We start from the raw sequence: 23,734 nt of genomic DNA, 5'->3' as shown, positions 1-23,734 counted from the left end.
CGGGCGAGCGGGTTAGCTCATCAGGTTGAGGACGTGCCCGAGCTTCTCCTTCTTGGTGCGGAGGTACTCGAGGTTGTTCTCGTTGGGTGCGATCTCGAGCGGCACGCGCTCCGCGATCCGCAGGCCGTAGCCCTCGATGCCCGCGCGCTTGCCCGGGTTGTTCGTGATCATCCGCATGTTGCGGATGCCGAGGTGGACGAGGATCTGCGTGCCGACGCCGTAGTCGCGCATGTCGGCGGCGAAGCCGAGCCGGTGGTTCGCCTCGACCGTGTCGAGCCCCTCGGTGTCCTGCAGCGCGTAGGCGCGGATCTTGTTCTTGAGCCCGATGCCGCGGCCTTCCTGGCGCATGTACAGGAGCACGCCCTTGCCGGCATCGGCGATCATCTTGAGCGCCGCGTCGAGCTGCTCGCCGCAGTCGCAGCGCATCGAGCCGAAGGCGTCGCCCGTCAGGCACTCGCTGTGCACGCGCACGAGCACGGCCTCGTCCTCGCCCCACTCGCCGCGCACGAGGGCGACGTGATCGACGCGGTCGATGTCGTTCTCGTAGACGATCGCGCGGAAGTCGCCGTGGCGCGTCGGCATGCGCGCCTCGGCGGCGGGCCACACGAGCCGCTCGTTGCGGAGGCGGTACTCGACGAGATCCTTGATGGTCACGATCTTGAGCGCGTGCCGGCGCGCGTACTCGACCAGGTCGGGCATGCGCGCCATCGTGCCGTCGTCCTTCATGATCTCGCAGATCACGCCCGCCGGAGCGAGGCCGGCGAGCCGCGCGAGGTCGACGCTCCCCTCCGTCTGGCCGACGCGCCGGAGCACACCGCCCGCGCGCGCGCGCAGCGGGAAGACGTGCCCGGGGCGCGACAGGTCGCCCGGCCGCGCGTCGGGCGCGATCGCCGTCAGGATCGTATGCGCCCGGTCGGCTGCCGAGATGCCCGTCGTCACGCCCTCGCGCGCTTCGATCGAGACCGTGAACGCCGTCCCGTGCTGCGCGCTGTTCTCGTGGTCGGGCACCATCATGTCGAGCTTCAGCTGCCGCAGCCGCTCCTCGGTGAGCGACAGGCAGATGAGGCCGCGCCCTTCGCGCGCCATGAAGTTGATCGCGGCCGGCGTGACCTTCTCGGCCGCCATGCACAGGTCGCCTTCGTTCTCGCGATCCTCGTCGTCGACGAGGATCACCATCCGGCCGGCCCGGATGTCCGCGAGCGCGGACTCGATCGAGGCGAGCGGCGAGCCGGGCGTGCCGGCCGGAGCGCGCAGTCGCGCGCCCCCCGCATCGCCCGACCCTTCGGTGGACGACGGACGATCGGAGCTCTGCGAGGTGGCCATCGGACCTCCCGTGCGGACCGCGCTCGATCGGCCGTGCACCGAGGAGCAGCGGTTCCGGCGGGCGCTGTGCAGTGCGCGTGGCGCGGGACGATCTCCGCCGGTCGGGCGAGTGGGACGGCCGACGTCGGGATCCGCGCGCCCGTCGAGCCGGCCCCTCCGGGGTCGGAGAGCGACCGGCCGACTCTAATTGTGGGGACTAGGGGTGTCAATCGGCGCAGGCGACGCGCGCCGCGGCGTTCGCACGCGAGGAAGGATCGCGAAGGTCAGGCGCCGGGCGACCTCGCCGGGAAGTTGCGCATCACGCCCTTGAGGAAGTCGTCCTCGGACAGCCCGAACTTCGTCGCGAAGGCGTGCTTCTCGTCGAGGCTCCGGTAGAGCTCGCGCATCAGCGCGCGGAAGGTCTCGAGGACGCCCTCGCCGCGCGTCGCGACCGCGGGGAACGTCGGCGTCTCCTTCCACGCGGTGCGGATGTCCTGGAGCGGCTTGATGTCGGGCAGGTCGCGCTTGTTGAACTGCACGACCTTGGGAATGCGGTCGAAGTCGAAGCCGTTGGCCTTCAGGTTGGCCTCCATGTCGCGCCACGAGTACGCGTTGGCGCTCGCGGAGGAGACCTGCGAATCGGCGATGAAGGCGACCGCGTCGGCACCGGCGAGGACGACCTTGCGCGTCGACTTGTGCATCACCTGGCCGGGCACCGTGAACAGCTTGACCTTGATCGCGAAGCCGCCCGCCGCCTCGAACTCGACGGGCAGGAAGTCGAAGTAGAGCGTGCGGTCGTCCTTGGTGTCGAGCGTGACCATCTTGCCGCGGCGCGACGGATCCATGAGCTGGTGCAGCATCACGAGGTTCGTCGTCTTCCCGGACAGCGCGGGCCCGTAGTAGACCACCTTCACGGTGATCTCCTTGCTGGCCATGTTGATCTGGACCATCGGCAGCCTCGCGCGCGGATCGACCCGGCAGCGCACCGCCGGCCGCTCCCCCATCGGCCGCCGCGCCGGCGCGGTGAAGGCCGGATTGCGGGACGCGCGGCCCGCGTTCGCCGCTCAGTGCCCGAAGGCGGCGAGCAGCGCGCGTGCGGCGGCGGCCGGCGTCGTCTCCTGCCGCTCGACGGCGCGCTCGAGCCCGGGAATCGCCCGAGCCACCTCGGGGTCGCTGCGGAAGCGCCGCCGGAGCGCCTCCTCGACGAGCGACCACATCCACGAACGCGCCTGGTCGCGGCGGCGCGCCGCGAGCTCGCCGGTCGCCGAGAGGCGGGCGCGGTGGTCGAGAACCGTGCTCCAGACGGCGTCGATCCCGCGCCCCTCGAGCGCACTCGCCGAGAGGGCCACGGGCCGCCACGCCGCGGACGCGCTTCGCACGAGCGAGAGCGCGCCGTCGTACTCCGCGCGCGTCTTCTCGGCGACGGCGGCCGTGTCGCCGTCGGCCTTGTTGACGACGACGGCGTCCGCGAGCTCGATCACGCCCTTCTTGATGCCCTGCAGCTCGTCGCCGCCGCCCGGCAGCAGCAGCACGAGGAAGAAGTCGACCATCGACGCGACCGCGACCTCGGACTGCCCGATCCCCACCGTCTCGACCACGACGACGTCGTAGCCCGCCGCCTCGCAGGCGAGCAGCGCCTCGCGCGTGCGCTGCGCGACGCCGCCGAGCGAGCCGCTCGACGGCGACGGCCGGATGAACGCGCGCTCCGACAGGGCGAGGCGTTCCATGCGCGTCTTGTCTCCGAGGATGCTGCCGCCCGACACGGGGCTCGTCGGATCGACGGCGAGCACCGCCACGCGATGGCCCTTCTCGACGAGCGCGAGCCCGAGCGCCTCGATGAACGTGCTCTTCCCGACGCCCGGCGGCCCCGTGACGCCGAGCCGGACGGCCCCGCCCGTGTGCGGCACGAGCGCCTCGAGCACGCGCTGACCGAGCGCGGAGAGGTCGGCGCGCGTGCTCTCGAGCAGCGTGATCACGTGGGCGAGCGCGCGGCGCTCGCCGGCGCGCACGCGCGCACAGAGGTCGCCGACCTCGTCCCGCGCGCGCGCGTCGGTCACGCCGCTCGCCGGCGACGCAGCACCGCGAGCACCTCGCCCGCCGCCTTCGGAATGGGCGTGCCCGGCCCGAACACCGCGGCGGCCCCGTTCGCACGCAGGAACTCGTAGTCGGACGGCGGGATCACCCCGCCGACGACGACCGCGACGTCGCTCGCACCGGCCTTGCGAAGCTCCTCGACGAGCAGCGGCACGAGCGTCTTGTGCCCGGCCGCCTGGCTCGACACGCCGACGACGTGCACGTCGTTGTCGACCGCCATGCGCGCGGCCTCGGCCGGCGTCTGGAAGAGCGGCCCGATGTCGACGTCGAAGCCCGTGTCGGCGAAGGCGGTCGCGATCACCTTCATGCCGCGGTCGTGTCCGTCCTGGCCGAGCTTCACGACGAGCATGCGCGGCTGCCGGCCCTCCTCGGCGGCGAAGGCCGCGACGTCCGCGCGCACGCGCTCGAAGTCGCCGTCGCCCTGGTACGCCTTGCTGTACACGCCCGAGATCGACCGCACCTCGGCGCGGTGTCGCGTGTAGACGGTCTCGAGCGCGGCCGAGATCTCGCCCACGGTCGCGCGCACGCGCGCGGCGTCGATCGCCGCGGCGAGCAGGTTGCCCTCGCCGGAGCGCGCGAGCTCCTCGAGGCGCGCGAGCGCACGCTCGACGGCCGCGCCGTCGCGCGACGCGCGGATCCGCTCGAGACGCGCGACCTGCGCCTCGCGCACGGCCGTGTTGTCGATGTCGCGGATCTCGATCGCGTCTTCCTTCGCGAGCCGGTACTTGTTGACGCCGACGATCACGTCGTCGCCGCTGTCGATGCGCGCCTGCCGCCGCGTCGCCGCCTCCTCGATGCGCAGCTTCGGGATGCCCTGCACGATCGCCTTGGTCATCCCGCCGGCCGACTCGACCTCCGCGAGCACCTTGCGCGCCTCGCGGTAGACCGTCTCGGTGAGGTTCTCCATGAAGTACGAGCCGCCCCACGGGTCGACGACCGCCGGGATGCCCGACTCCTCCTGGAGGATCAGCTGCGTGTTGCGCGCGACGCGAGCGGCCGTGTCGGTCGGCAGGCTCACCGCCTCGTCGTAGCCGTTCGTGTGCAGCGACTGGGTACCGCCGAAGACCGCGGCCATCGCCTCGATCGTCGTGCGCACGACGTTGTTCATCGGGTCCTGCTCGGTGAGCGACGCGCCCGACGTCTGGCAGTGCGTGCGCAGCATCATCGAGCCGGGCTTCTTCGCGCCGAGCGCCTTCATCTCCTCGGCCCACAGCCGCCGCGCGGCCCGCATCTTGGCGATCTCGAGATAGAAGTTCATCCCGATGCACCAGAAGAACGAGAGCCGGCCCGCGAAGGCGTCGACGTCGAGCCCCTTCGCGGTGGCGGCGCGCACGTACTCGAGCCCGTCGGCGATCGTGTAGGCGAGCTCCTGGACCGTCGTCGCGCCCGCCTCCTGCATGTGGTAGCCGCTGATCGAGATCGAGTTGAACTTCGGCATGTGCACGGCCGTGTGCGCGATGATGTCGGCCACGATCCGCATGCTCGGCTCGGGCGGATAGATGTACGTGTTGCGGACCATGAACTCCTTGAGGATGTCGTTCTGGATGGTCCCGGCGAGGCGCTCCTGCGGGACGCCCTGCTCCTCGCCCGCGACGACGAAGCACGCGAGCACGGGCAGCACGGCGCCGTTCATCGTCATCGACACGGTCACGTCCTGGAGCGGGATGCCGTCGAAGAGGATCTTCATGTCCTCGACGGAGTCGATCGCGACGCCCGCCTTGCCGACGTCGCCGACGACGCGCGGGTGGTCGCTGTCGTAGCCGCGGTGGGTCGCGAGGTCGAAGGCGACCGAGAGGCCCTGCTGTCCGCCCGCGAGGTTCGCCTTGTAGAACGCGTTCGACTCCTCGGCGGTCGAGAAGCCGGCGTACTGGCGCAGCGTCCACGGCCGGTTCGCGTACATCGTCGCGCGCGGGCCGCGCAGGAACGGGAAGAGGCCCGGAATGGTGTCGATCGTCTCGAGACCTTCGAGGTCGGCGGCGGTGTACAGCGCCTTGATGCGGATGCCGTCGGGGCTCGTCCAGACGAGCTCGTCGGCGGCCTTGCCGCGGAGCTCCTTCGCCGCGAGCTCCTTCCACGTCTCGAGATCCGCGCGCATCGCGCTCATCGTTCCTTCTCCTCGGTGTGCCTCGCGCGCCGCGCCTCCGCTCTCGGTGCGGGCGCCGCGCTCGGCGGGCCGTCGGCTCCCGGGGCCGGGCCTCCAGGGCGGGCGCAGTCTAGCCGCGCGCCGCGCCGAAGCCCGCCTCACATCGAGCGCCGGTAGCGCCCCCCGACCTCGAAGAGCGCGTCGCTGATCTGCCCGAGGCTCGCGACCTTCGCCGTCTCGAGCAGCTCGTCGAAGACGTTGCCGCCGCGCCGCGCCACGTCCTGGAGCCGCGCGAGCGCGGCCTCCGCGCGGCCGGCGTGGCGCGCGTGGGTCGCGCGCAGGTGGGCGAGCTGCGCGTCGCGTTCCTCGCGCGTCGAACGCATGAGCTCGCGCGGGCGCGCGCTCGCCTGCTCGGCGTCCGGGTTCTCGAAGGTGTTCACGCCGATGATCGGGAGCTCGCCGCTGTGCTTGCGCGCCTCGTACTCGAGGCTCTCCTCCTGGATCTTCGAGCGCTGGTACTGCGTCTCCATCGCGCCGAGCACGCCGCCGCGCTCCGCCAGCCGGTCGAACTCCTCGAGCACGGCGCGCTCGACGGCGTCGGTCAGCCACTCGACCGCGTAGGCTCCCTGCGTCGCGTTCTCGATGCGCGAGACGCCGAGCTCGCGGTCGATCACGAGCTGGATGGCGAGCGCGCGCCGCACCGACTCCTCGGTCGGTGTCGTCACGGCCTCGTCGTAGGCGTTCGTGTGCAGGCTGTTGCAGTTGTCCTGGAGGGCGGTGAGCGCCTGCAGCGTGGTGCGGATGTCGTTGAACGCCATCTCCTGCGCGTGCAGCGAACGCCCCGACGTCTGGATGTGGTACTTGAGCATCTGGCTGCGCTCGGACGCGCCGTACCGCTCGCGCAGCGCGATCGCCCAGATGCGCCGCGCCACGCGACCGATCACGTTGTACTCGGCGTCGAGCCCGTTGCTGAAGAAGAAGCTGAAGCTCGGCGCGAAGTCGTCGACGCGCATCCCGCGCGCGAGGTACGACTCGAGGTACGTGAAGCCGTTCGCGAGCGTGAATGCGAGCTGCGTGATCGGGTTCGCTCCGGCCTCGGCGATGTGGTAGCCGCTGATCGAGACCGAGTAGAAGTTCCGCACGCCGTTGCGCACGAACGACTCCTGGATGTCGGCCATGACGCCGAGCGAGAAGTCGGTCGAGAAGATGCAGGTGTTCTGGGCCTGGTCCTCCTTGAGGATGTCGGCCTGCACCGTGCCGCGCACGCGCGCGAGGACGTCGGCGCGGATGCGCGCGTAGGTGGCGGCGTCGACGACCTCGTCGCCCGTCACGCCGAGCAGCCCGAGCCCGAGCCCGTCGTGCCCGTCCGGGAGCGCGCCGCGGTAGACCGGGAGCGCCGCTCCCTTCGCCGCGCTCGCCACCGCGCGCTCGAGCTCGCCGCGCTCGCGCAGGTGCTTCTCCACCTGCTGGTCGACGGCCGCGTTCAGGAAGAAGGCGAGGATCGTCGGCGCCGGCCCGTTGATCGTCATCGAGACGGACGTGCTCGGCGCGCACAGGTCGAAGCCCGAGTAGAGCTTCTTCGCGCAGTCGAGCGTGCAGACCGAGACGCCCGAGTTCCCGACCTTGCCGTACACATCGGGCCGCTCGTCCGGGTCGCGGCCGTAGAGCGTCACGCTGTCGAACGCCGTCGACAGGCGCGCGGCGCGCTGCCCGCGGGCGACGAAGTGGAAGCGCCGGTTCGTTCGCTCGGGCGCGCCCTCGCCCGCGAACATGCGCGCCGGATCCTCCTCGGCGCGCTTGAACGGGAAGACGCCGGCCGTGTACGGGAAGTGACCGGGCAGGTTCTCGCCGCGGAGGAAGCGGACGAGCTCGCCTGCGTCCTGCGTGGGCGGGAGCGCGACGCGCGGGAGCGGCGTGCGCGACAGCGTCTCGACCCGGTTGCGCACCGCGATCGCGCGGTCGCGCACCGCGTACTCCTGCTCCTCGGCCTCGTAGCGCGCGCGCGTCGCCGGCCAGGCCTCGAGGGCCGCGCGCACCGCGGGGTCGAGCCGTTCGCGCGCCGCGTCGCGCGCGGCCGCGAGCGCGACGCGGGCCGCCGCGCCGCCTTCCGCGCCGCCACCGACGAGCTCGACCGCGCGTTCGAGCGCCTGTGCGTCGCGTGCGAGCGCGCCCTCCGCCCGCGTCCGCGCGTGGTAGCCGCGCACGGTGTCGGCGATGTCGGCCAGGTAGCGCCTTCGCGCCGCCGGGATCATCGACGACGCGCTCGACACGTCGGCGTCGCTCCGCTCCGCCGCGCCCTGCGCCGCGCGCTCGATCGCGGGGCGCAGGGCGCCGACGCCACGGGCGGCGAGCGCCTCGCGCAGCGCGGCGTGCAGGCGGTCGACGCCCGGGTCGTTCCAACGCCGCGCCACCGTCGGATACACCGGGATCGCGTCGTCGGGCGCGTCGAAGCGCACGTGGTTGCGGCGCCACTGCTTGCGCACGTCGCGCAGGGCGTCCGCTCCGCCCTGCCGATCGGACTTGTTCAGGACGACGACGTCCGCGAGCTCGAGCATGTCGATCTTCTCGAGCTGCGAGGGCGCGCCGTACTCGGGCGTCATCACGTAGAGCGACACGTCGACGAGGTCGACGATCTCGGAGTCGCTCTGCCCGATGCCCGCGGTCTCGACGAAGACCACGTCGAAGCGAGCGGCGCGCAGCACGCCGACCGCGTCGCGCACCGCGCCCGCGAGCGCCGCGTGCGCACGCCGCGTCGCGAGCGAGCGCGCGTAGATGCCGGGCGCGTGGATCGCGTTCATGCGGATGCGATCGCCGAGCAGCGCGCCGCCGCTGCGCCGCCGGGTCGGATCGACGAGGAGCAGGCCGATGCGGAGGTCGGGCGCGTCGGTGCGAAGCCGTCGCACGAGCTCGTCGACGACGCTCGACTTCCCCGCACCGCCCGTCCCCGTGAAGCCCACGACCACGGAGCCGGGTGCGGCGAGCGCGCCGAGGGCCTCGCGCTCCGCCGCGAGATCCACGCTGGGCGCCTCGCTCTGCCCCTGCTCCTCGAGCCAGCTGATCGCGCGCGCGATCGCGTCGGGCTCGCCGGCGGCCACGGCCGCGCGATCGACCCGCAGCGCGGGTCGCGGCGCGGCCGCGCACTCGTCGAGGATCGCGCGGATCATGCCCTCGAGGCCGAGCGCGCGACCGTCCTCGGGGCTGAAGAGGCGCGCCACGCCGTACGCCTCGAGCGCGCGGATCTCCTCGGGGAGGATCGTCCCGCCGCCCCCGCCGTAGACGCGGACGTGCTCGGCTCCGCGCTCGCGGAGCCGGTCGATCATGAAGCGGAAGAACTCGACGTGGCCGCCCTGGTAGGACGAGACGGCGATCGCGTGCGCGTCCTCCTGGATCGCCGTGTCGACGATCTCGTCGACCGAGCGATCGTGACCGAGGTGCACGACCTCGGCGCCCTGCTGCTGGAGGATGCGCCGCATGATGTGGATGGCGGCGTCGTGTCCGTCGAACAGCGACGCCGCCGTCACGACGCGCACCGGGCCGCCGGTGCGCATCGCGCCGGGCGACGCGTCGAGCTTCGCCGCCCCCGCCGTCATCGCGCCGCTCCCTTGCCGAGCGCGCCCACGCGCCGTCGCACGTGGCGCCGGTAGCGGAGCAGGTCGTCGCGGAGGGTCTCGAGCTCCGCGATCTGCGCCGCGACCTCGGCCGCGCGCGCGCCGAGCACGCCGTCGAGGCGCTCGAGCATCGCGAGCGTCGAGCCGCCGAGCGCGTAGACGCGGTTGAGCTCCTTGATCTCCGCGAGGCTCAGACCGAGCCGCTTGAGTCGCTGGATGAAGCCGAGCCGCTCGAGCTCGTCGGGCCCGTACACCCGCCGGCCGCCGGTGCGGCGGCGCACGCCGGGCAGGAGCCCGAGCTCCTCGTAGTACCGGACGGTGCGCGCCGAGAGCCCCGTGTGCTCGCACACGCCGCCGATCTCGAGGTCGGCGGGCGACGCCGCGGCGCCGGTCGGTGCCGCCAGCACCCGCGCACTCGAACGCGCCATGGCCGTCCCTCCGTGGATCGGGAACCCGCCGCCGCGCGCGATGCGGCGCGGGCCACGGGGCCGATCGGCAACCTTGCCAGCTTACGTAAGGTGCGGGTGCGCGTCACGACCCGCGCGCCGCGCTCAGCCGTAGCCGAGCTCCTCGAGCCGCTTCGCGCTCTTGAGCCAGCGCGGATCGACCTTCACCCAGAGCTCCAGATGGACGCGGCTCCCGACGAGCTCCTCGATCTGCGCGCGCGCGCGCGTCCCGATGCGCTTGATCTGCGCGCCGCCCGTGCCGACCACGATCCGCTTCTGCGAGCTGCGCGCCACGAGCAGGTTCGCGCGGATGTGCACGCGCTCGGGCCGCGACTCGTCGTACTCGACGACCTCGGTCGCGATCTCGTACGGCAGCTCCTGGCCGAGCTCCTCGAACAGCACCTCGCGCACGAGCTCGCCGGCGAGCCAGCGCAGCGGTCGGTCCGTCAGCTCGTCCTCCCCGAACAGCGGCGGCGAGACCGGGAGACGCGCCAGCATCGCGTGCTCGAGCGCGTCGAGCCCCGCGCCCGTCGCCGCCGAGATCTCGAGGCACGCGACCGCGGCGAGCTCCGACGCGGGCGGCCAGACGTCGGGGGACGGCCGCCGCGGGAGGTCGCTCTTCGTCCCGACCACGATCGCCGGCACGCCGGCGTCGCGCACGAGCGCGGCGACCGCGTCGTGCGCGCGCGTCCAGCCTCGCGTGCGATCGACGAGGACGAGCGCGAGGTCGGCACCGCGCGCGGCCTCGTCGACGGCCGCGTTCAACGCGGCGTTGAGGCGCTTGCCGCTCTCGTGCAGCCCGGGCGTGTCCACGAGCGCGATCTGGCCGCCCCGCGCGCGGTGGATGCCGAGGATGCGGCTGCGCGTCGTCTGCGGCTTCGCCGTCACGATCGCGAGCTTCTGTCCGACGAGCGCGTTCAGCAGCGTCGACTTGCCCGCGTTCGGCGGGCCGAGGAGCGCGACGACGCCGGCGCGGTGCTCGGCCGGCTCGGTCACGCGTCGCCCCTCGATCCGTCGCCCTCGGCGTCGACATCCGGGGCCTGCGCGAGCCGCGCCAGCGCGGCACGCGCCGCCGCGCGCTCGGCCAGGCGCTTCGAGCGGCCGACGCCCGCAGCGCGCTCGCCGCCCGGCAGCTCGACCTCGACCGCGAACCGATCGTCCCCGCCCTCGACCAGCGAGTCGCCGACGAGCGCATAGCGAGGCAGCGCCCCGAAACGCGCCATCGTCGTCTCCTGCAGCGCGGTCTTCGGGTCGCGCGGCGGCGGGCTCGCGCCGGGCGCGAAGGCCGAGGCGAACGCGCGATCGACGACGCGGAACACCGGCTCGAGCCCGCCGTCGAGATACATCGCGCCGAGCACGGCCTCGAGCGCGTTCGCGAGGATGCGCCGCATCGCCGTCCCGTCCGCGGGCGCGGCCTCGCCGCCCTCCCGCTCGGACGAAGCGCGCCGCGCGGAGCGCGTGGACGCGGCGCTCGCGCGCACCGTCGCGCCGAGCTCGACGACGTCCGCGATGCCGAGCGCGGCCGCGAGCCGCGCGTGGGCGCGTTCGTCGACGAGCGCGTGCGTCGCGCGCGTGAGCTCGCCCTCCCCCCACGTCGGATGCGCCGCGAACAGCCGGTGCGCGACGACGAGCCCGACGACCGCATCGCCCAGGAACTCGAGCCGCTCGTTGCTCTCGGCGCCCTCGAGCTCGAACGAGCGCGACGCGTGGCGCAGCGCCGTCTCGAGCCGCGCGCGATCGCGGAACGCGTAGCCGAGCCGGGCCTCGAACGCGTCGAGCGTCGCCGCGCGGTCGGCGCTCACGCGCGCCCCGGGTCCGCGGCCGCGAGCCAGCCGCCGCCGAGCACCTCGTCGCCGTCGTAGAAGACCGCCGCCTGGCCCGGAGCGATCGCGGTCACCGGCTCGTCGAAGGCGACGCGCGCCTCGCCTCCCGGGAGCGACTCGACCTTCGCCATCGCTCCGGCGTGCCGGTAGCGGACGTGGACGCGCGCGCGCACGGGCGCCGCGGGCGGCGTGCCGGCCACCCAGTGCACGTCGCGCACGCGCGCCTCGTGCACCGCGAGGGCCTCGCGCTCGCCGACCACGACGCGCCGGCGCGCGGCGTCGATGCGCGTGACGTACAGCGGTCGCGCCGCCGCGACGCCGAGGCCCCTGCGCTGTCCGACCGTGAAGCGGTGGACGCCGTCGTGCCGCCCGAGCGCGCGGCCGGCGGCGTCGACGATCTCGCCTCCCGCGGCGGCCGCCGCGTCGGGACGGATGCGCGCGACCGCGGCCGCGTAGTCGCCGTCCGGGACGAAGCAGATCTCCTGGCTCTCGGGCTTCTCGGCCGTCGCGAGCCCGAGCGCGCGCGCCTGCGCGCGCACTTCCTCCTTCGCGAGCTCGCCGAGCGGGAAGACGGCGCGCGCGAGCTCGCGCTGGCCGAGCTGGAAGAGGAAGTAGCTCTGGTCCTTCGCGAGATGGCGCGCGCGCAGGAGCCGGAAGCGGCCCGTCGCGGCGTCGCGCGCGATGCGCGCGTAGTGCCCCGTCGCGACCCGCGCGGCGCCGAGCGCGGCGGCCCGCTCGACCAGGTAGTCGAACTTGAAGCGCTTGTTGCACGCGACGCACGGGATCGGCGTCTCGCCCGCGAGGTACGCGTCCGCGAACGGCTCGACGACCTCGGCCCGGAAGCGCTCCGCATAGCTCGCGACGAAGAAGCGGATGCCGAGGCGGTCGGCGACGCGGCGCGCGTCGTCGGCGTCGTCGAGCGAGCAGCAGCGCGAGTCGCCGGCCGCGAGCCGGAGCGTGATGCCGACCGTCTCGACGCCCGTCGCGGCGACGAGCGCCGCGGCGACCGACGAGTCGACGCCGCCCGACATCGCGACGACGACGCGCTCCGCGGCGGCGCTCACGCGCGCGCACCCGCCGCGCGGGCGCGCGCGCCGCCCGGCGCCGCACCGAGCTCTCCGCCGAGCGCCGCGCGCGCGCGCGCGGCGAGCGCCGCGATGGTCGCGATCGCGCGGTCGATCTGCGCTTCGTCGTTGCCCTCGCCGACCGACAGGCGAAGCGTCGAGCGCGCGCGCTCGGGCGAGCGCCCCATCGCGAGCAGCACGTGCGAGGGCTCGATCGCACCCGAGTGGCAGGCCGCGCCCGTCGAGACCGCGATGCCCTCGAGGTCGAGCGCCTCGAGCAGCACGTCCGCCGCCGCGCCCTCGATCTCGAGCGAGAGCGTGTTCGGAAGGAGGGCGTGGGCCGCGGGCGCCCTTCCGTCTCCATCGGGAGCGCCGTTCCACGCGATGCGTTCGAGGCGCGCGCGAAGGCCGCTCCACAGCCGGTCGCGCAGCGCCGCGTCGCGGAGCGCGCGCTCGGGAAGCGCGCGCTCCGCCTCGGCGCACGCCGCGCCGAAGCCCGCGATGCCCGCGACGTTCTCGGTGCCGCCGCGCGCGCGCCGCTCCTGCGGCCCGCCCTGCAGCAGCGCGGGCAGCCCGAGCCCCTCGCGCGCGACGAGACAGCCCGTGCCCTTCGGACCGCCGAGCTTGTGCGCGGACGCGGAGAGCCAGTGCGCGCCCGCCGCGAGCGCGCGCACCGGGATCTTCCCGAGCGCCTGCGTCACGTCGGTGTGCAGGAAGGCGCCCGCCGCGCGGACGCGCTCGGCGATCGCGTCGATCGGCGCGACGACGCCCGTCTCGTTGTTCGCCGCGATCACGCTCACGAGCGCGGGCGGGCCCGCGGCGAGCGCGGCGTCGAGCTGGGCGAGATCGAGACGCCCGTCGCGGTCGACGTCGAGCCAGGCGACGTCGAGGCCCGCGCGCGCGAGCGCGAGCGCGGGCTCGCGGACCGACGGGTGCTCCGCGCGCGTCGTCACGAGCCGCCGCCACGGCAGCGAGCCGTCCCGCAGCGAGGCCAGCACGGTGTTGTTGGCCTCGGTCGCACCGGCCGTGAACGTCACCTCGCGCGGCGCGGCGCCGACGAGCGACGCCACCTGCTCGCGCGCGTCCTCGACGACGCGGCGCGCGGCGGCCCCATCGGCGTGCGTGCTCGACGGGTTGCCGAACACGCCGTCGAGCACGGCGACCATCGCCTCGCGCGCGGCGGGTCGCAGCGGCGTCGTCGCGTTGTGATCGAGGTAGATGCGCATGCGCGCCGAACCTAGCAGGCCGACCGCGCGACACCGCGCTCGCCCGGCGCGCACGACGCGCCCCGGGCGCTACGCGCCGACGCCCTCGCGGCCCGCGAGCGGTGCGCGCGGCTCGAGCGCACCGAGCAGGGTGGCGAGCGTCGTCTCGCGCGCGACCGGCGCGACCGCGCGCTCGAGGTCGCCCACGACGCCCTCGACGACGCGCGCCGTGTCGCCGACCGCGGGCGCGGCGTTCGGGAGCCGCGGCGTCCCGCGCAGCGCGGCGAGCACCTCCGCCACCCGCACGTCCTCGCTCGGACGCCCGAGCTGGTGGCCGGGCTCGCGCCCGTCGGGCGTGCACGGCGCGAGGATCTCCTCGCGCTCGAGCGCCGCCATCACCTCGCGCACCGGCCGCACGGGGACGCCGAGCCGATCCGCCAGGTCGTCCGCCGTGCAGTAGCCCTCGCGATCGCGGAAGGCGCGCGCCACCTCGAGTGCGATGCACAGGCCGAGCACCTCGCGCTCGGCCGGCGCCGGCCGCTCGCCCTGCACCTCGCGCCGGTACGTCGCGAGGTTCTGGTGCGCGAACGAGATCTCCGCGCCGAGCAGGAACACGGACGCCGACACGTAGATCCAGACGAGCAGCAGCGGCACGGTCGCCGCGGCGCCGAAGAACGCGCTGTAGGTCGCCGCGCCGACGTTGAAGTCGACGTAGAGCGCCTGCGCGATCAGGAACAGCGCCGACGCGACGACGCCGCCGAGCGCCGCGCTCGCGACGCGCACCTGGGTGTTCGGCAGGAACCAGTAGACGAACGTGAAGGCGAGCGTCAGCAGGACGACGGGCGCGTAGCGCAGACCGAGCGCGTAGGCGTACTCGAACGCGGGGAAGCGCAGGAGCCAGGCGACGACCGGGTCCGAGCGCAGCGTCGGCCCGAGCGAGAGCGCGACCGTCAGGAGCACGGGAGCGACGATCAGGATCGCCAGGTAGTCCGTGAAGCGACGCGTCCAGCTCCTTCCGGCGACGACGCCCCAGATCTCGTTCACCGCGTGCTCGCCGTGGCGCAGCGCGAGCACGGTCGTCACGAACAGGATCGCGGCGCCGAGCGTGCCGAAGCCCGAGAGATCGACCCCCTGCACGTACGGAAGCACCGTCTCGCGCGCGCCCGGGATCGCGAGGTAGTCGATCGCGGCCTCGACGAGGCCGCTCGTCATGCCGAGCGCGGACAGGAGCGACAGCACCACCACGAGCAGCGGGATCAGCGAGAGGGAGACGATGTAGGTGAGCGCGCTGGCCCGCAGCAGCAGCTCGTCGCGGATGAAGCCCTCGACGACCATGTACCCGAACTGCAGCAGGCGGATCGGCAGCGTCGCGAGCGACCGGTCCTCGACCTCGACGCGCCACAGGTCGTGGAACAGGAAGCGCCGCGCGCGGTCGACGAGCTCGGCGGGCGGTGCGGCCATGTCGTTCCTCCTGGCGCGGCGAATGCGGGCGGCCCGAGGGTGGGAGCTTCGCAGCTCATCGGCAACGCGCCGCCCGATCCGCGCGCGCCGTTCGCACGATCGCCGCCCACGGCGAGCCACGGCGCGAGCCGCGCGACGGTCCGCGGCCCGATGCCGGGAACGCGGGCGAGGTCGTCGGGGCGCGCGAAGGGAGCGGCGCGCGCCGCGCGGGCGATCGCCTCCGCGCGGGCGGGCCCGATGCCCGGGAGCAGCTCGAGGTCCCTCGCCGCGGCCCGGTTCGGGTCGAGTCGCCCGCCGGCGAGCAGCTGCACCGCCGCGCGGTCCGCCCCCGCGACGCGCGCCTCGGGCGGCGGCCCCGGCTCCGCGCAGCGCGCGAGCGGCGCGAGGCCGAGCAGCAGCGCGGCGACGAGGCGGACGGGGAGCGCACCGCGCTCCGGGCGCGCGGGCGCGCCGCATCGGGGCGGCGGGGACCGGCTGTCCAAGCGGGCGGCTCCGCGGGACCGCGGGGACGCACGGCTACTCCGCGCGCGGCTCCATCACACCCTCTTCGATGAAGGCGTGGTGCAGCGCGCGCACGGCGAGCTCCGTGTACTTCTCATCGACGAGCACCGAGATCTTGATCTCGCTCGTCGTGATGGCCTGGATGTTGATGCCCTCGTCCGCCAGCACGCGGAACGCCCTCGACGCGACGCCCGCGTGGTCGCGCATGCCGAGGCCGACGAGCGACACCTTCGCGACGTCCGTCGCGCCCTCGACGTCGCGCGCACCGATGTCCCGCCCCGCGTTGCGCGCGAGCTCGAAGGCGCGCTTGAAGTCGCCCCGCGGCACCGTGAACGTGAGGTCCGTCATCGCATCGGAGCCGAGGTTCTGGATGATCATGTCGACGACGATGCCGGCGTCGGAGAGCGGCGTGAAGACGCGGCTCGCGACCCCGGGCTGGTCCTTCACCCCGAGCACCCGGATCTTCGCCTCGTCGCGGTTGAAGGTGATGCCCGAAACGATCATGTGCTCCATCAGGTCCTCCTCGCGCACCACCCATGTGCCCTCCGACGCGTCGAAGCTCGATCGCACGTGGATCGGAAGGCCGTACCGCATCGCGAACTTGACCGAGCGGATCTGCAGCACCTTCGCGCCGAGGCTCGCCATCTCGAGCATCTCCTCGAAGGAGACGCGCGCGAGCTTGCGCGCTCGCGCGCACATGCGCGGGTCGGTCGTGTACACGCCGTCGACGTCCGTGTAGATCTCGCACACGTCGGCGCCGAGCGCGCAGGCGACGGCGACGGCCGAGGTGTCCGAGCCCCCGCGACCGAGCGTCGTGATGTCGCCCTCGTCGTCGACGCCCTGGAAGCCCGCGATCACCGCGATCGCACCGCGGTCGAGGACGGCGCGCAGCGCCTCCGTGTCGATGCTCTGGATGCGCGCGCGCGCGTGGTCCGAATCCGTGCGCATGCCCATCTGCGCGCCGGTGAAGCTCTGCGCGTCCACCCCGAGCCGATGGATCGCCATCGCGAGCAGCGCGATCGTCTTCTGCTCGCCCGTCGCGACGAGCACGTCGTACTCGCGCGCGCTCGGCTGCTCGCCGCCGACGTCGTTCGCGAGCGCGACGAGCGCGTTCGTCTCGCCCGCCATCGCCGAGACGCACACGACCACCCGGTGGCCCGCGCGATGCGTCTCGACGACGCGCCGCGCGACGTTCCGGATGCGCTCGGGGTCGCCGACGCTCGTGCCGCCGAACTTCTGCACCACCAGGGCCACGAATCGCACTCCTCGCCCGTCGCGGGCGCGCTGATCGTCAGTCGCGACCGTCCGCCGACGGCTCGTCTCGCGCGCCGTCCTCGTCCCGTCCGGCGCCGCGCACCGCGTCGAGCAGGGAACGCATCCGCACGAGCACGCGGGCCGCGTCCCGTCCGCGCGCGCGCGCTTCGGCGCGGCGGGCCGCGACCGGGGCGCCCGCGGGCGCGGAATCGTCCCCGACCGGGGCGTCCGCGACAAGCCCCGCGGCGCCGGCTTCGAGCGAGAGGACGATGTCGAGCCGGTCGTCGGGCAGCGCGCCGGCGACGCGCTCGGGCCACTCGACGACGACGACGCGGCCGGGCTCGAGCGCGTCGTCGAAGCCCGCCGCGCGCAGCTCCTCGGGCCCCGCGAGCCGGTAGGCGTCGACGTGCAGGAGCTCGCCGCCGCCGGGCAGCGGATAGCCGTTCGCGATCGTGAACGTCGGGCTCGCGAGGTCGCCCGGCGCGTAGCCGAAGCCCGCGCCGACGCCCTTCGCGAGCTGCGTCTTGCCGGCGCCGAGCGGGCCGGCGAGCGCGACGACGAGCGGCCCGTCGAGCTCGCCCGCCGCCTCGGCCTCAGCGAACGCGCGCGCGAGGGCGGCGCCGGCGGCGAGCGTCGCGGTCGGGCTCGGGAAACGCCACGAGCAGCGCGGGAGGTCCGGGGACGGGTCGGTCGGACGCGACATCGCGCGCAGCTTCGCGCAACGCGGCGAGTGCCGCCGGGAGCGCGTCGGCGAGATCGCCGGCGAGGAGGCCCGCGTCGCCGATGCGGCGCCCGATCCGATCGCCGGCGAGCCCGTGCGCGAACACCGCCGCGACGGCCGCCGCGAACGCGTCCGCCCCCTGCGCGACGAGCGCGGCGATGGCGCCGGTGAGCACGTCGCCCGTCCCGCCGCTCGCGAGGGCCGGACCGCCCGTCGGGTTGACGGCGATCGCTCCGTCGGGCGCCGCGACCACGGTCGGCGCGCCCTTCAGCACCGCCACGGCGCCGCTTCGCCGGGCGAGCTCGCGCGCGCAGGCGACGCGCCCGGCGTTCACGTCCGCGGCGCGCACGCCGAGCAGGCGTGCCGCCTCGCCGGGGTGCGGCGTGAGCACGGTCGGCGCACCGCGCTCGCGAAGGCGCTCGAGCTCGTCGCCGAACGCGAAGAGCGCGTCGGCGTCGAGCACGAGCGGGCGCTCGCAGCGCTTCGCGAAGGCGCGCACGAGATCGCCCGTGTCGGCCTCGCGCCCGATCCCCGGCCCGAGCGCCACGACGTCGCGCTCGCGCGCGAGCGCGAGCAGCGCGTCCTCGGCCGCCGCGGCGAGCCCGCGGCGCGCGGTGTCGGCGAGCGGCGCGGTCATGGCCTCGAGACAGAGCGTCTCCATCACGTCGCCGAGCCCGGCCGGACACGCGACCGTCACGAGCCCGGCGCCGGCCCGCGCGGCCGCGCGCGCGGCGAGCGCGGCCGCGCCCGTCTTCCCCTCGGAGCCGGCCGCGACCAGCACGTGGCCGAAGCTCCCCTTGTGCCCGGTCGCCGGGCGAGGCGGCAGCAGCGCGCCCGCGGCCGCGCGCGTCGGCGCGAACGCGAGCGGCCCGACGCCGGGCGCCGCGTCGGCGATGCCGATGCGCGCGACGAAGATGCGCCCGGCGCGCGCGCGCCCGGGCTCGAGCGCGAGCCCGAGCTTCGGGAGCCCGATCGCGACCGTGACATCGGCCTCGACGCACGCGCCGAGCGCGGCACCCGTGTCGGCGTCGAGGCCCGACGGGAGGTCGACGGCGACGACGCGGCAGCCCGCCGCGCGCGCGCGCGCGATGCGCCGCACGGCCGCCGCGGCGGCGCCGTCGAGCGCGCGCGAGAGCCCCGTTCCGAAGAGCGCGTCGACCACGACGCCGGCGGCGGGTGCGCGCCAGCGATCGCCCTCGCAGCGCACGCCGACGGCGCGCATGCGCGCGAACGCCGCGGCGGCGTCGCCGCGCAGTCCGCTCGCCGCGCGCTCGCCGCCGAGCAGCGCGGCGCGCACGGGCACGTCGAGCAGGTGGAGGTGGCGCGCGACCACGAAGCCGTCGCCGCCGTTGTGGCCGCGCCCGCACGCGACGAGCACCTCGGCGTCGCCGCGCCCGAGCGCGCGCCATTCGGCGAGTGCGACGTCGGCGACCGCGCGGCCCGCGCTCTCCATCAGGATCTCGCCCGGCACGCCGAGGTGCTCGATCGTGTGCGCGTCGAGCGCGCGCATCTCGGAGGCGGTCGCGAGGGGCCAGGCCGCGCGCATCGCGCGCCCCGCTACTCGACGCGCGCGCGCAGGTCGCGCACCGCGCGATCGACGCCGACGAGCAAGGCGCGCGCGGCGAACGCGCGGCCGATCGCGACGCGCTCGGCCGACGGCGCGACCTCGAGCACCTCCGGCGCGCTGCGGTCGTCGAGCGCGCCGCCGATCGACAGGCCGAGCCGCAGCTTGCTCGCGAGCCGCGTCGCGTCCGCGAGCTGCTCGAGCGCGGCGCGCCGCTCGGCGCGCGGCAGGTCGACGGTCGCGCCCGTGTAGAGCTCGACGCTGCGGGCGCCGAGCCCGTGGCCGGCCTTCACGGCGTCGAGCGACGGCGCCAGCACGAGCACGGCCGGGATCGCCGCGTCGTCGAGCGAGCGCAGCATCGCCTGCACGGCCTGCGCCTGCGTGCGCAGGTCGAGCGGCGTCGCGCCGCCGAGGCTCTCCCAGCTCTCGCCGGCGATCACGACGCGGTCGGGTCGCGCTTCGAGCGCGGGCTTCAGGAGGCCGGGCGACGGCGGCAGGCGAAGCTCGAGCGAGCGGCTCGCGCGGCGCAGGTGGAGCACCTCGGCCTCGCCGATCGGGCGCAGGTCCTCGCGCAGTCCGATGCGCACGCCGCCCGCGCCGGCGAGCTCGGCGAGCGCGGCCGCCGCGCCGAGGTCGAAGCTCGCGCGGCCGGCGGACGCCTCGGCGAGGCCCGCGATCGCGTCGAGCGAGACGATCAGGTTCCGCATCACACCCCCCCGAGCGAGCGGCGCAGCTCGTCGGCGAGATCGCCCGCGATCTCGCGCACGCGCGCCTCGTCCTCGCCTTCGACCATCACGCGCGCCTTGAGCTCGGTGCCGCTGTAGCGGATCAGCACGCGGCCGCGCCCCGCGAGCTCGGCCTCGACGCGGCGGATCGCCGCCTGCACGCCGGGCAGCTCCTCGAGCGGGCGCTTGCTCGCGACCGCGACGTTGACGAGCACCTGGGGGAAGCGCTCGAAGTCGGACGCGAGGTCCGAGAGCCTGCGACCGCTGCGCGCCATGATCGCGAGCACCTGGAGCGCGGTCATCAGGCCGTCGCCGGTGCGACCGTAGTCCGTGAAGACGACGTGGCCGCTCTGCTCGCCGCCGAGGTTGTAGCCGCCGGCGCGCATCGCCTCGACGACGTAGCGGTCGCCCACCTGCGTGCGCTCGAGCCCGAGCCCGCGGGCCGCGAGGAACCGCTCGAGGCCGAGGTTGCTCATCACGGTCGCGACGATGCCGCCGCCGCGCAGCTCCTTGCGCTCGTGCAGGTCGCGCGCGCAGAGCGCGAGCACCTGGTCGCCGTCGACCTGCTCGCCGCGCTCGTCGATCAGGATCACGCGGTCGGCGTCGCCGTCGACGGCGATGCCGACGTCCGCGCGCACCTCGCGCACGCGCGAGGCCGCCTTCTCGGGGTGCGTCGAGCCGCACTCGCGGTTGATGTTGCGGCCGTTCGGCTCGACGGCGATCGGGAAGACCTCGGCGCCGAGCTCGGACAGCACCGTCGGCCCGACCTTGTAGGCCGCACCGTTCGCGCAGTCGAGCACGACGCGCATGCCCTCGAGCTCGAGGTCCATCGGGAACGTCTTCTTGAGGAAGACGACGTAGCGGCCCTCGGCGTCGTCGATGCGCCGCGCCTGACCGATCTCGTCGGGGTCGGCGGTCGCCGCGTCGAGCTCGCCGCTCTCGACCAGCGCCTCGATGCGCGCCTCGAGCTCGTCGGCGAGCTTGAAGCCATCGTGCCCGAAGAACTTGATGCCGTTGTCCTGGTAGGGGTTGTGGCTCGCCGAGATCATGACGCCGGCGTCGCAGCGCATGTCGGCCGTGAGGAAGGCGAGCGCGGGCGTCGGCATCGGCCCGACCTGGATGACGTTCGCGCCCATCGAGCAGATGCCCGACGCGAGCGCGTCCTCGAACATGTAGCCGGACAGGCGCGTGTCCTTGCCGATCAGCACGCGCCGCCGCCCGCGTCCGCGGAAGACGTGCGCGATCGCCTGCCCGAGCTTGAGCGCCATCGGCGCCGTCATGGGGTGCACGTTCGCCGTGCCGCGCACGCCGTCCGTCCCGAAGAGCCTCCGCGGCCGCGGCGGCGCCGTCTCCACCTCGCTCATCCCGCCACTCCCGAGCGCGCGTCCGCGCCGCCCTCGCCGGGCGGCGGCTCGACGGGCTCGATCTCGATCACGACGCGCACCGGCGCGTCGTCCTCCTTCCAGACCCGGCCGCCGCCGAGGTAGAGCCGCACCTCGCGCTCCTCGCTCTGCGACAACCCCGCGAGGTTCACGGGCTCCGTGACGACCTCGTCGAGCCGCAGCACCTGGCTGCGCGCGCCGGCGAGCCAGACGCGGTTCGGCACGACGCGCAGGTCCTTGAGGCGGAAGCCCTCGGCGGGCTCGCCCTCGATGTCGGGCTTCACCGACACGGACTTCCGCGCCTTCGAGTCGAGCGTCACCGTGAGCTGCGACGGCGCGAGCTGCGAGGTCGTCACGCCGCGCGGCAGCTCGACGGGCGGGTTCGGCACGTTGATCGTCGTCGTCCCGCGCTTGCTCTTCGAGAGGTCGATCGGGAAGACGAGCGCCTTCTTGTCGATGTTGCGCAGCGCGGCCGCCGTGCCGCGCAGGTGGAGGCTCAGCGCGTCGGCGTTGCGATCGGTGATGACGAGGTCCTCGGGGATCTGGCGCAGCTCGACCGGCACTGCGACGAGCTGCTCGATGTTCGCCTGCCCCTGCGAGACGGCCCACAGGAAGCTCGCGATCAGCACCGAGAGGATCATCGCCCCGGGCCGGAAGTTCGAGTACCGACGACGCGCCATGCGCCCCTCTTCCCCCTGCGTGCTGGCTAGGCGCGCGACCCGCTCGTGCGATCGGCACCGCCCGCCTCCGCGAGCTCGAGCGGCCGCCGCACGTCGTCGACCTCCTCGGGCAGCTCCTTGCGCTCGCCCGCGAGGATCTCCTGCAGCACGACGCGCAGGTGCGGCCCGTCGAGGTTGCGCAGCATGTCGCCGCCGAGGACGATCGAGATGCCCGCCGTCTCCTCGGACACGACGATCACGAGCGCGTCCGTCTCCTCGGTGACGCCGACGGCCGCGCGGTGCCGCGTCCCGACGCCGTCGGGGAGATCCTGGCGCAGCGTGAGCGGCAGGATGCACCCGGCCGACAGGATGCGCCCGTCGCGCAGGATCACCGCGCCGTCGTGCAGCGGCGACTGCGTCTGGAAGAGCGACACCAGCAGCTCCTTCGAGACGTCGGCGTCGAGCCGCGTGCCCTGCTCGATCTGCTCGGACAGGATGCTCTCGCGCTCGATCACCATCAGCGCGCCGACGCGGCGCTGGGCGAGGATCTGCGCCGCGCGCACGACCTCCTCGACCATGGCGGACTCCTCGTGCTCGGGCGTGAGGAAGAAGCCGAAGCGGCCCACGCGCGCGAGCGCGCGCCGGATGTCGTGCTGGAAGAGCACGACGATGATCAGCACCGCCGAGCCCATGAACGTGTCGAGGATCCAGCGCGTGGTCGCGAACTGGAAGAACTGCGAGGCGAGCGAGAGCGCGATCAGCACGATCACGCCGACGAGGATCTGGACCGCGCGCGTGCCGCGGATGAGCAGCAGCAGCCAGTAGACCGCGAACGCGACGATCGCGATGTCGATCGCGTCGCGCCACGAGAAGCGCGTCCCGATGAACTCGATGAAGTCGACGAGGAGCTGCCAGAGGTAGCCGATCATCGGGCGTCCTCCGGGCGCGCCGCGGCGAGCGCGCGCCCGACGGCGACGGCGCGCCGCACGCGCGCCGCGTCGTGGACGCGCAGCGCGTCGACCCCGAGGAAGCTCGCGACGGCACAGACGGCGAGCGTCGCGTCGTCGCGCCGCTCGACCGGGTCGCCCGTCAGCGCGCCGAGGAACGACTTGCGCGACGGCCCGAGCAGGACGGGGACGCCGAGCTCGCGCCGCAGCTCGCCGGCGCGCGCGATCAGCACCAGGTTGTCCTCGAGTCGCTTGCCGAAGCCGATCCCCGGGTCGGCCACGATGCGGTCGGCCGGCACGCCGCGCTCGCGCGCGAGCGCGATCGAAGCCGCGAGCTCGCGCGCGACCTCGGCCCGCACGTCGTCGAAGCGCGGCGCGCGTTGCATGGTCGCGGGCGTGCCGCGCATGTGGCCCACGACGAGCCAAGCGCCCGCCTCGGCCGCGACGTCGGCGAGCTCCGGATCCGTCCGCAGACCCGACACGTCGTTCACGACGCGCGCTCCGGCGGCGATCGCCTCGGCGGCGACGCGCGCCTTCCGGGTGTCGATCGAGATCGGGAGCCCGGTCGCTTCGGCGAGCGCCTCGACGACCGGCCGCACGCGCGCGAGCTCGACCTCGAGCGAGACGGGCTCGGCACCGGGACGCGTCGACTCGCCGCCGACGTCGAGCACGTCGGCGCCGCCCTCCTCGAGCTCCTTCGCCGCCGCGAGCGCGCCGGCGAGGTCGACACGCTCGCCCCGCACGAAGCGGCCACCGTCGGAGAACGAGTCGGGCGTCGCGTTCAGCACGCCCATCAGCGTCGTCGTGCCTTCGCGGAATGGATGCGCCGCGGCCGGCGCGCGAGTGCGCACCGCCGCGTCGGGCTCGAGCTGTCGGTCCGCCATGGCGGCCTTCC

The 23,734-nt window shown here is 74.5% G+C and carries 19 protein-coding genes; all 19 read right to left on the bottom strand.

Going from position 1 to position 23,734, the window contains the following annotated elements:
- Positions 1-12 precede the first annotated feature (12 nt).
- The 19 genes from R3E88_19335 to folP all read right to left on the bottom strand — a co-directional run bounded on the left by R3E88_19335 (position 13) and on the right by folP (position 23,723).
- The gene (locus tag R3E88_19335) at positions 13-1,176 is read right to left on the bottom strand and encodes a bifunctional 3,4-dihydroxy-2-butanone-4-phosphate synthase/GTP cyclohydrolase II (GenBank protein MEZ4218637.1); all 1,164 of its coding nucleotides are present in this window, start codon (positions 1,174-1,176) and stop codon (positions 13-15) included.
- A gap of 410 nt (positions 1,177-1,586) precedes the next feature.
- Positions 1,587-2,252: a gliding motility protein gene (locus tag R3E88_19330; protein MEZ4218636.1), complete on the bottom strand. Its 666-nt coding sequence runs from the start codon at positions 2,250-2,252 to the stop codon at positions 1,587-1,589.
- A gap of 114 nt (positions 2,253-2,366) precedes the next feature.
- A complete protein-coding gene (gene meaB / locus R3E88_19325) occupies positions 2,367-3,359 on the bottom strand; it encodes a methylmalonyl Co-A mutase-associated GTPase MeaB (GenBank protein MEZ4218635.1) in 993 nt (330 codons plus the stop codon).
- On the bottom strand, positions 3,356-5,500 hold the full coding sequence (gene scpA / locus R3E88_19320) for a methylmalonyl-CoA mutase (GenBank protein MEZ4218634.1): 2,145 nt from the start codon (positions 5,498-5,500) through the stop codon (positions 3,356-3,358). Before scpA ends, meaB begins: the two co-directional genes overlap by 4 nt.
- Before the next feature lie 137 nt (positions 5,501-5,637).
- Entirely contained in the window at positions 5,638-9,069 is a 3,432-nt protein-coding gene (locus R3E88_19315) for a methylmalonyl-CoA mutase family protein (protein MEZ4218633.1), read from the bottom strand.
- Positions 9,066-9,515, bottom strand: a complete 450-nt coding sequence (locus R3E88_19310; GenBank protein ID MEZ4218632.1) for a MerR family transcriptional regulator — start codon at positions 9,513-9,515, stop codon at positions 9,066-9,068. Before R3E88_19310 ends, R3E88_19315 begins: the two co-directional genes overlap by 4 nt.
- A gap of 123 nt (positions 9,516-9,638) precedes the next feature.
- On the bottom strand, positions 9,639-10,529 hold the full coding sequence (gene era / locus R3E88_19305) for a GTPase Era (GenBank protein ID MEZ4218631.1): 891 nt from the start codon (positions 10,527-10,529) through the stop codon (positions 9,639-9,641).
- Entirely contained in the window at positions 10,526-11,335 is an 810-nt protein-coding gene (locus tag R3E88_19300) for a ribonuclease III domain-containing protein (GenBank protein MEZ4218630.1), read from the bottom strand. Before R3E88_19300 ends, era begins: the two co-directional genes overlap by 4 nt.
- Complete coding sequence (gene mnmA / locus R3E88_19295; GenBank protein MEZ4218629.1) at positions 11,332-12,420, bottom strand: tRNA 2-thiouridine(34) synthase MnmA; 1,089 nt, start codon at positions 12,418-12,420, stop codon at positions 11,332-11,334. The genes R3E88_19300 and mnmA overlap by 4 nt, the downstream gene beginning before the upstream one ends.
- Positions 12,417-13,646: a cysteine desulfurase family protein gene (locus tag R3E88_19290; protein MEZ4218628.1), complete on the bottom strand. Its 1,230-nt coding sequence runs from the start codon at positions 13,644-13,646 to the stop codon at positions 12,417-12,419. The genes mnmA and R3E88_19290 overlap by 4 nt, the downstream gene beginning before the upstream one ends.
- A 69-nt stretch (positions 13,647-13,715) precedes the next feature.
- Positions 13,716-15,086 carry a YhjD/YihY/BrkB family envelope integrity protein gene (locus R3E88_19285; GenBank protein MEZ4218627.1) on the bottom strand — a complete coding sequence of 457 codons (1,371 nt, stop codon included), beginning with the start codon at positions 15,084-15,086 and terminating at the stop codon, positions 13,716-13,718.
- 516 nt (positions 15,087-15,602) lie between these two features.
- Positions 15,603-16,841 (bottom strand): aspartate kinase, encoded by a 1,239-nt coding sequence (locus R3E88_19280; protein MEZ4218626.1) that lies wholly within the window; start codon positions 16,839-16,841, stop codon positions 15,603-15,605.
- Positions 16,842-16,878: 37 nt separating this feature from the next.
- The gene (tsaE, locus tag R3E88_19275) at positions 16,879-17,544 is read right to left on the bottom strand and encodes a tRNA (adenosine(37)-N6)-threonylcarbamoyltransferase complex ATPase subunit type 1 TsaE (protein MEZ4218625.1); all 666 of its coding nucleotides are present in this window, start codon (positions 17,542-17,544) and stop codon (positions 16,879-16,881) included.
- Entirely contained in the window at positions 17,435-19,108 is a 1,674-nt protein-coding gene (locus R3E88_19270) for an NAD(P)H-hydrate dehydratase (GenBank protein MEZ4218624.1), read from the bottom strand. The genes tsaE and R3E88_19270 overlap by 110 nt, the downstream gene beginning before the upstream one ends.
- Before the next feature lie 11 nt (positions 19,109-19,119).
- Positions 19,120-19,833, bottom strand: coding sequence for a pyridoxine 5'-phosphate synthase (locus R3E88_19265; GenBank protein ID MEZ4218623.1), 714 nt, complete (start codon positions 19,831-19,833; stop codon positions 19,120-19,122).
- Positions 19,833-21,215, bottom strand: a complete 1,383-nt coding sequence (glmM, locus tag R3E88_19260; protein MEZ4218622.1) for a phosphoglucosamine mutase — start codon at positions 21,213-21,215, stop codon at positions 19,833-19,835. The genes R3E88_19265 and glmM overlap by 1 nt, the downstream gene beginning before the upstream one ends.
- On the bottom strand, positions 21,212-21,913 hold the full coding sequence (locus tag R3E88_19255; protein ID MEZ4218621.1) for a CdaR family protein: 702 nt from the start codon (positions 21,911-21,913) through the stop codon (positions 21,212-21,214). Before R3E88_19255 ends, glmM begins: the two co-directional genes overlap by 4 nt.
- A 26-nt stretch (positions 21,914-21,939) precedes the next feature.
- Positions 21,940-22,821, bottom strand: a complete 882-nt coding sequence (gene cdaA / locus R3E88_19250) for a diadenylate cyclase CdaA (protein ID MEZ4218620.1) — start codon at positions 22,819-22,821, stop codon at positions 21,940-21,942.
- Positions 22,818-23,723, bottom strand: coding sequence for a dihydropteroate synthase (gene folP / locus R3E88_19245; protein MEZ4218619.1), 906 nt, complete (start codon positions 23,721-23,723; stop codon positions 22,818-22,820). The genes cdaA and folP overlap by 4 nt, the downstream gene beginning before the upstream one ends.
- Positions 23,724-23,734 lie beyond the last annotated feature (11 nt).

Source organism: Myxococcota bacterium (assembly GCA_041389495.1).
Taxonomy (GTDB): domain Bacteria; phylum Myxococcota_A; class UBA9160; order UBA9160; family UBA4427; genus JAWKRT01.
Note: the sequence above shows the minus strand (reverse complement) of the source record. Positions and strands in the feature narration are given on the sequence as shown.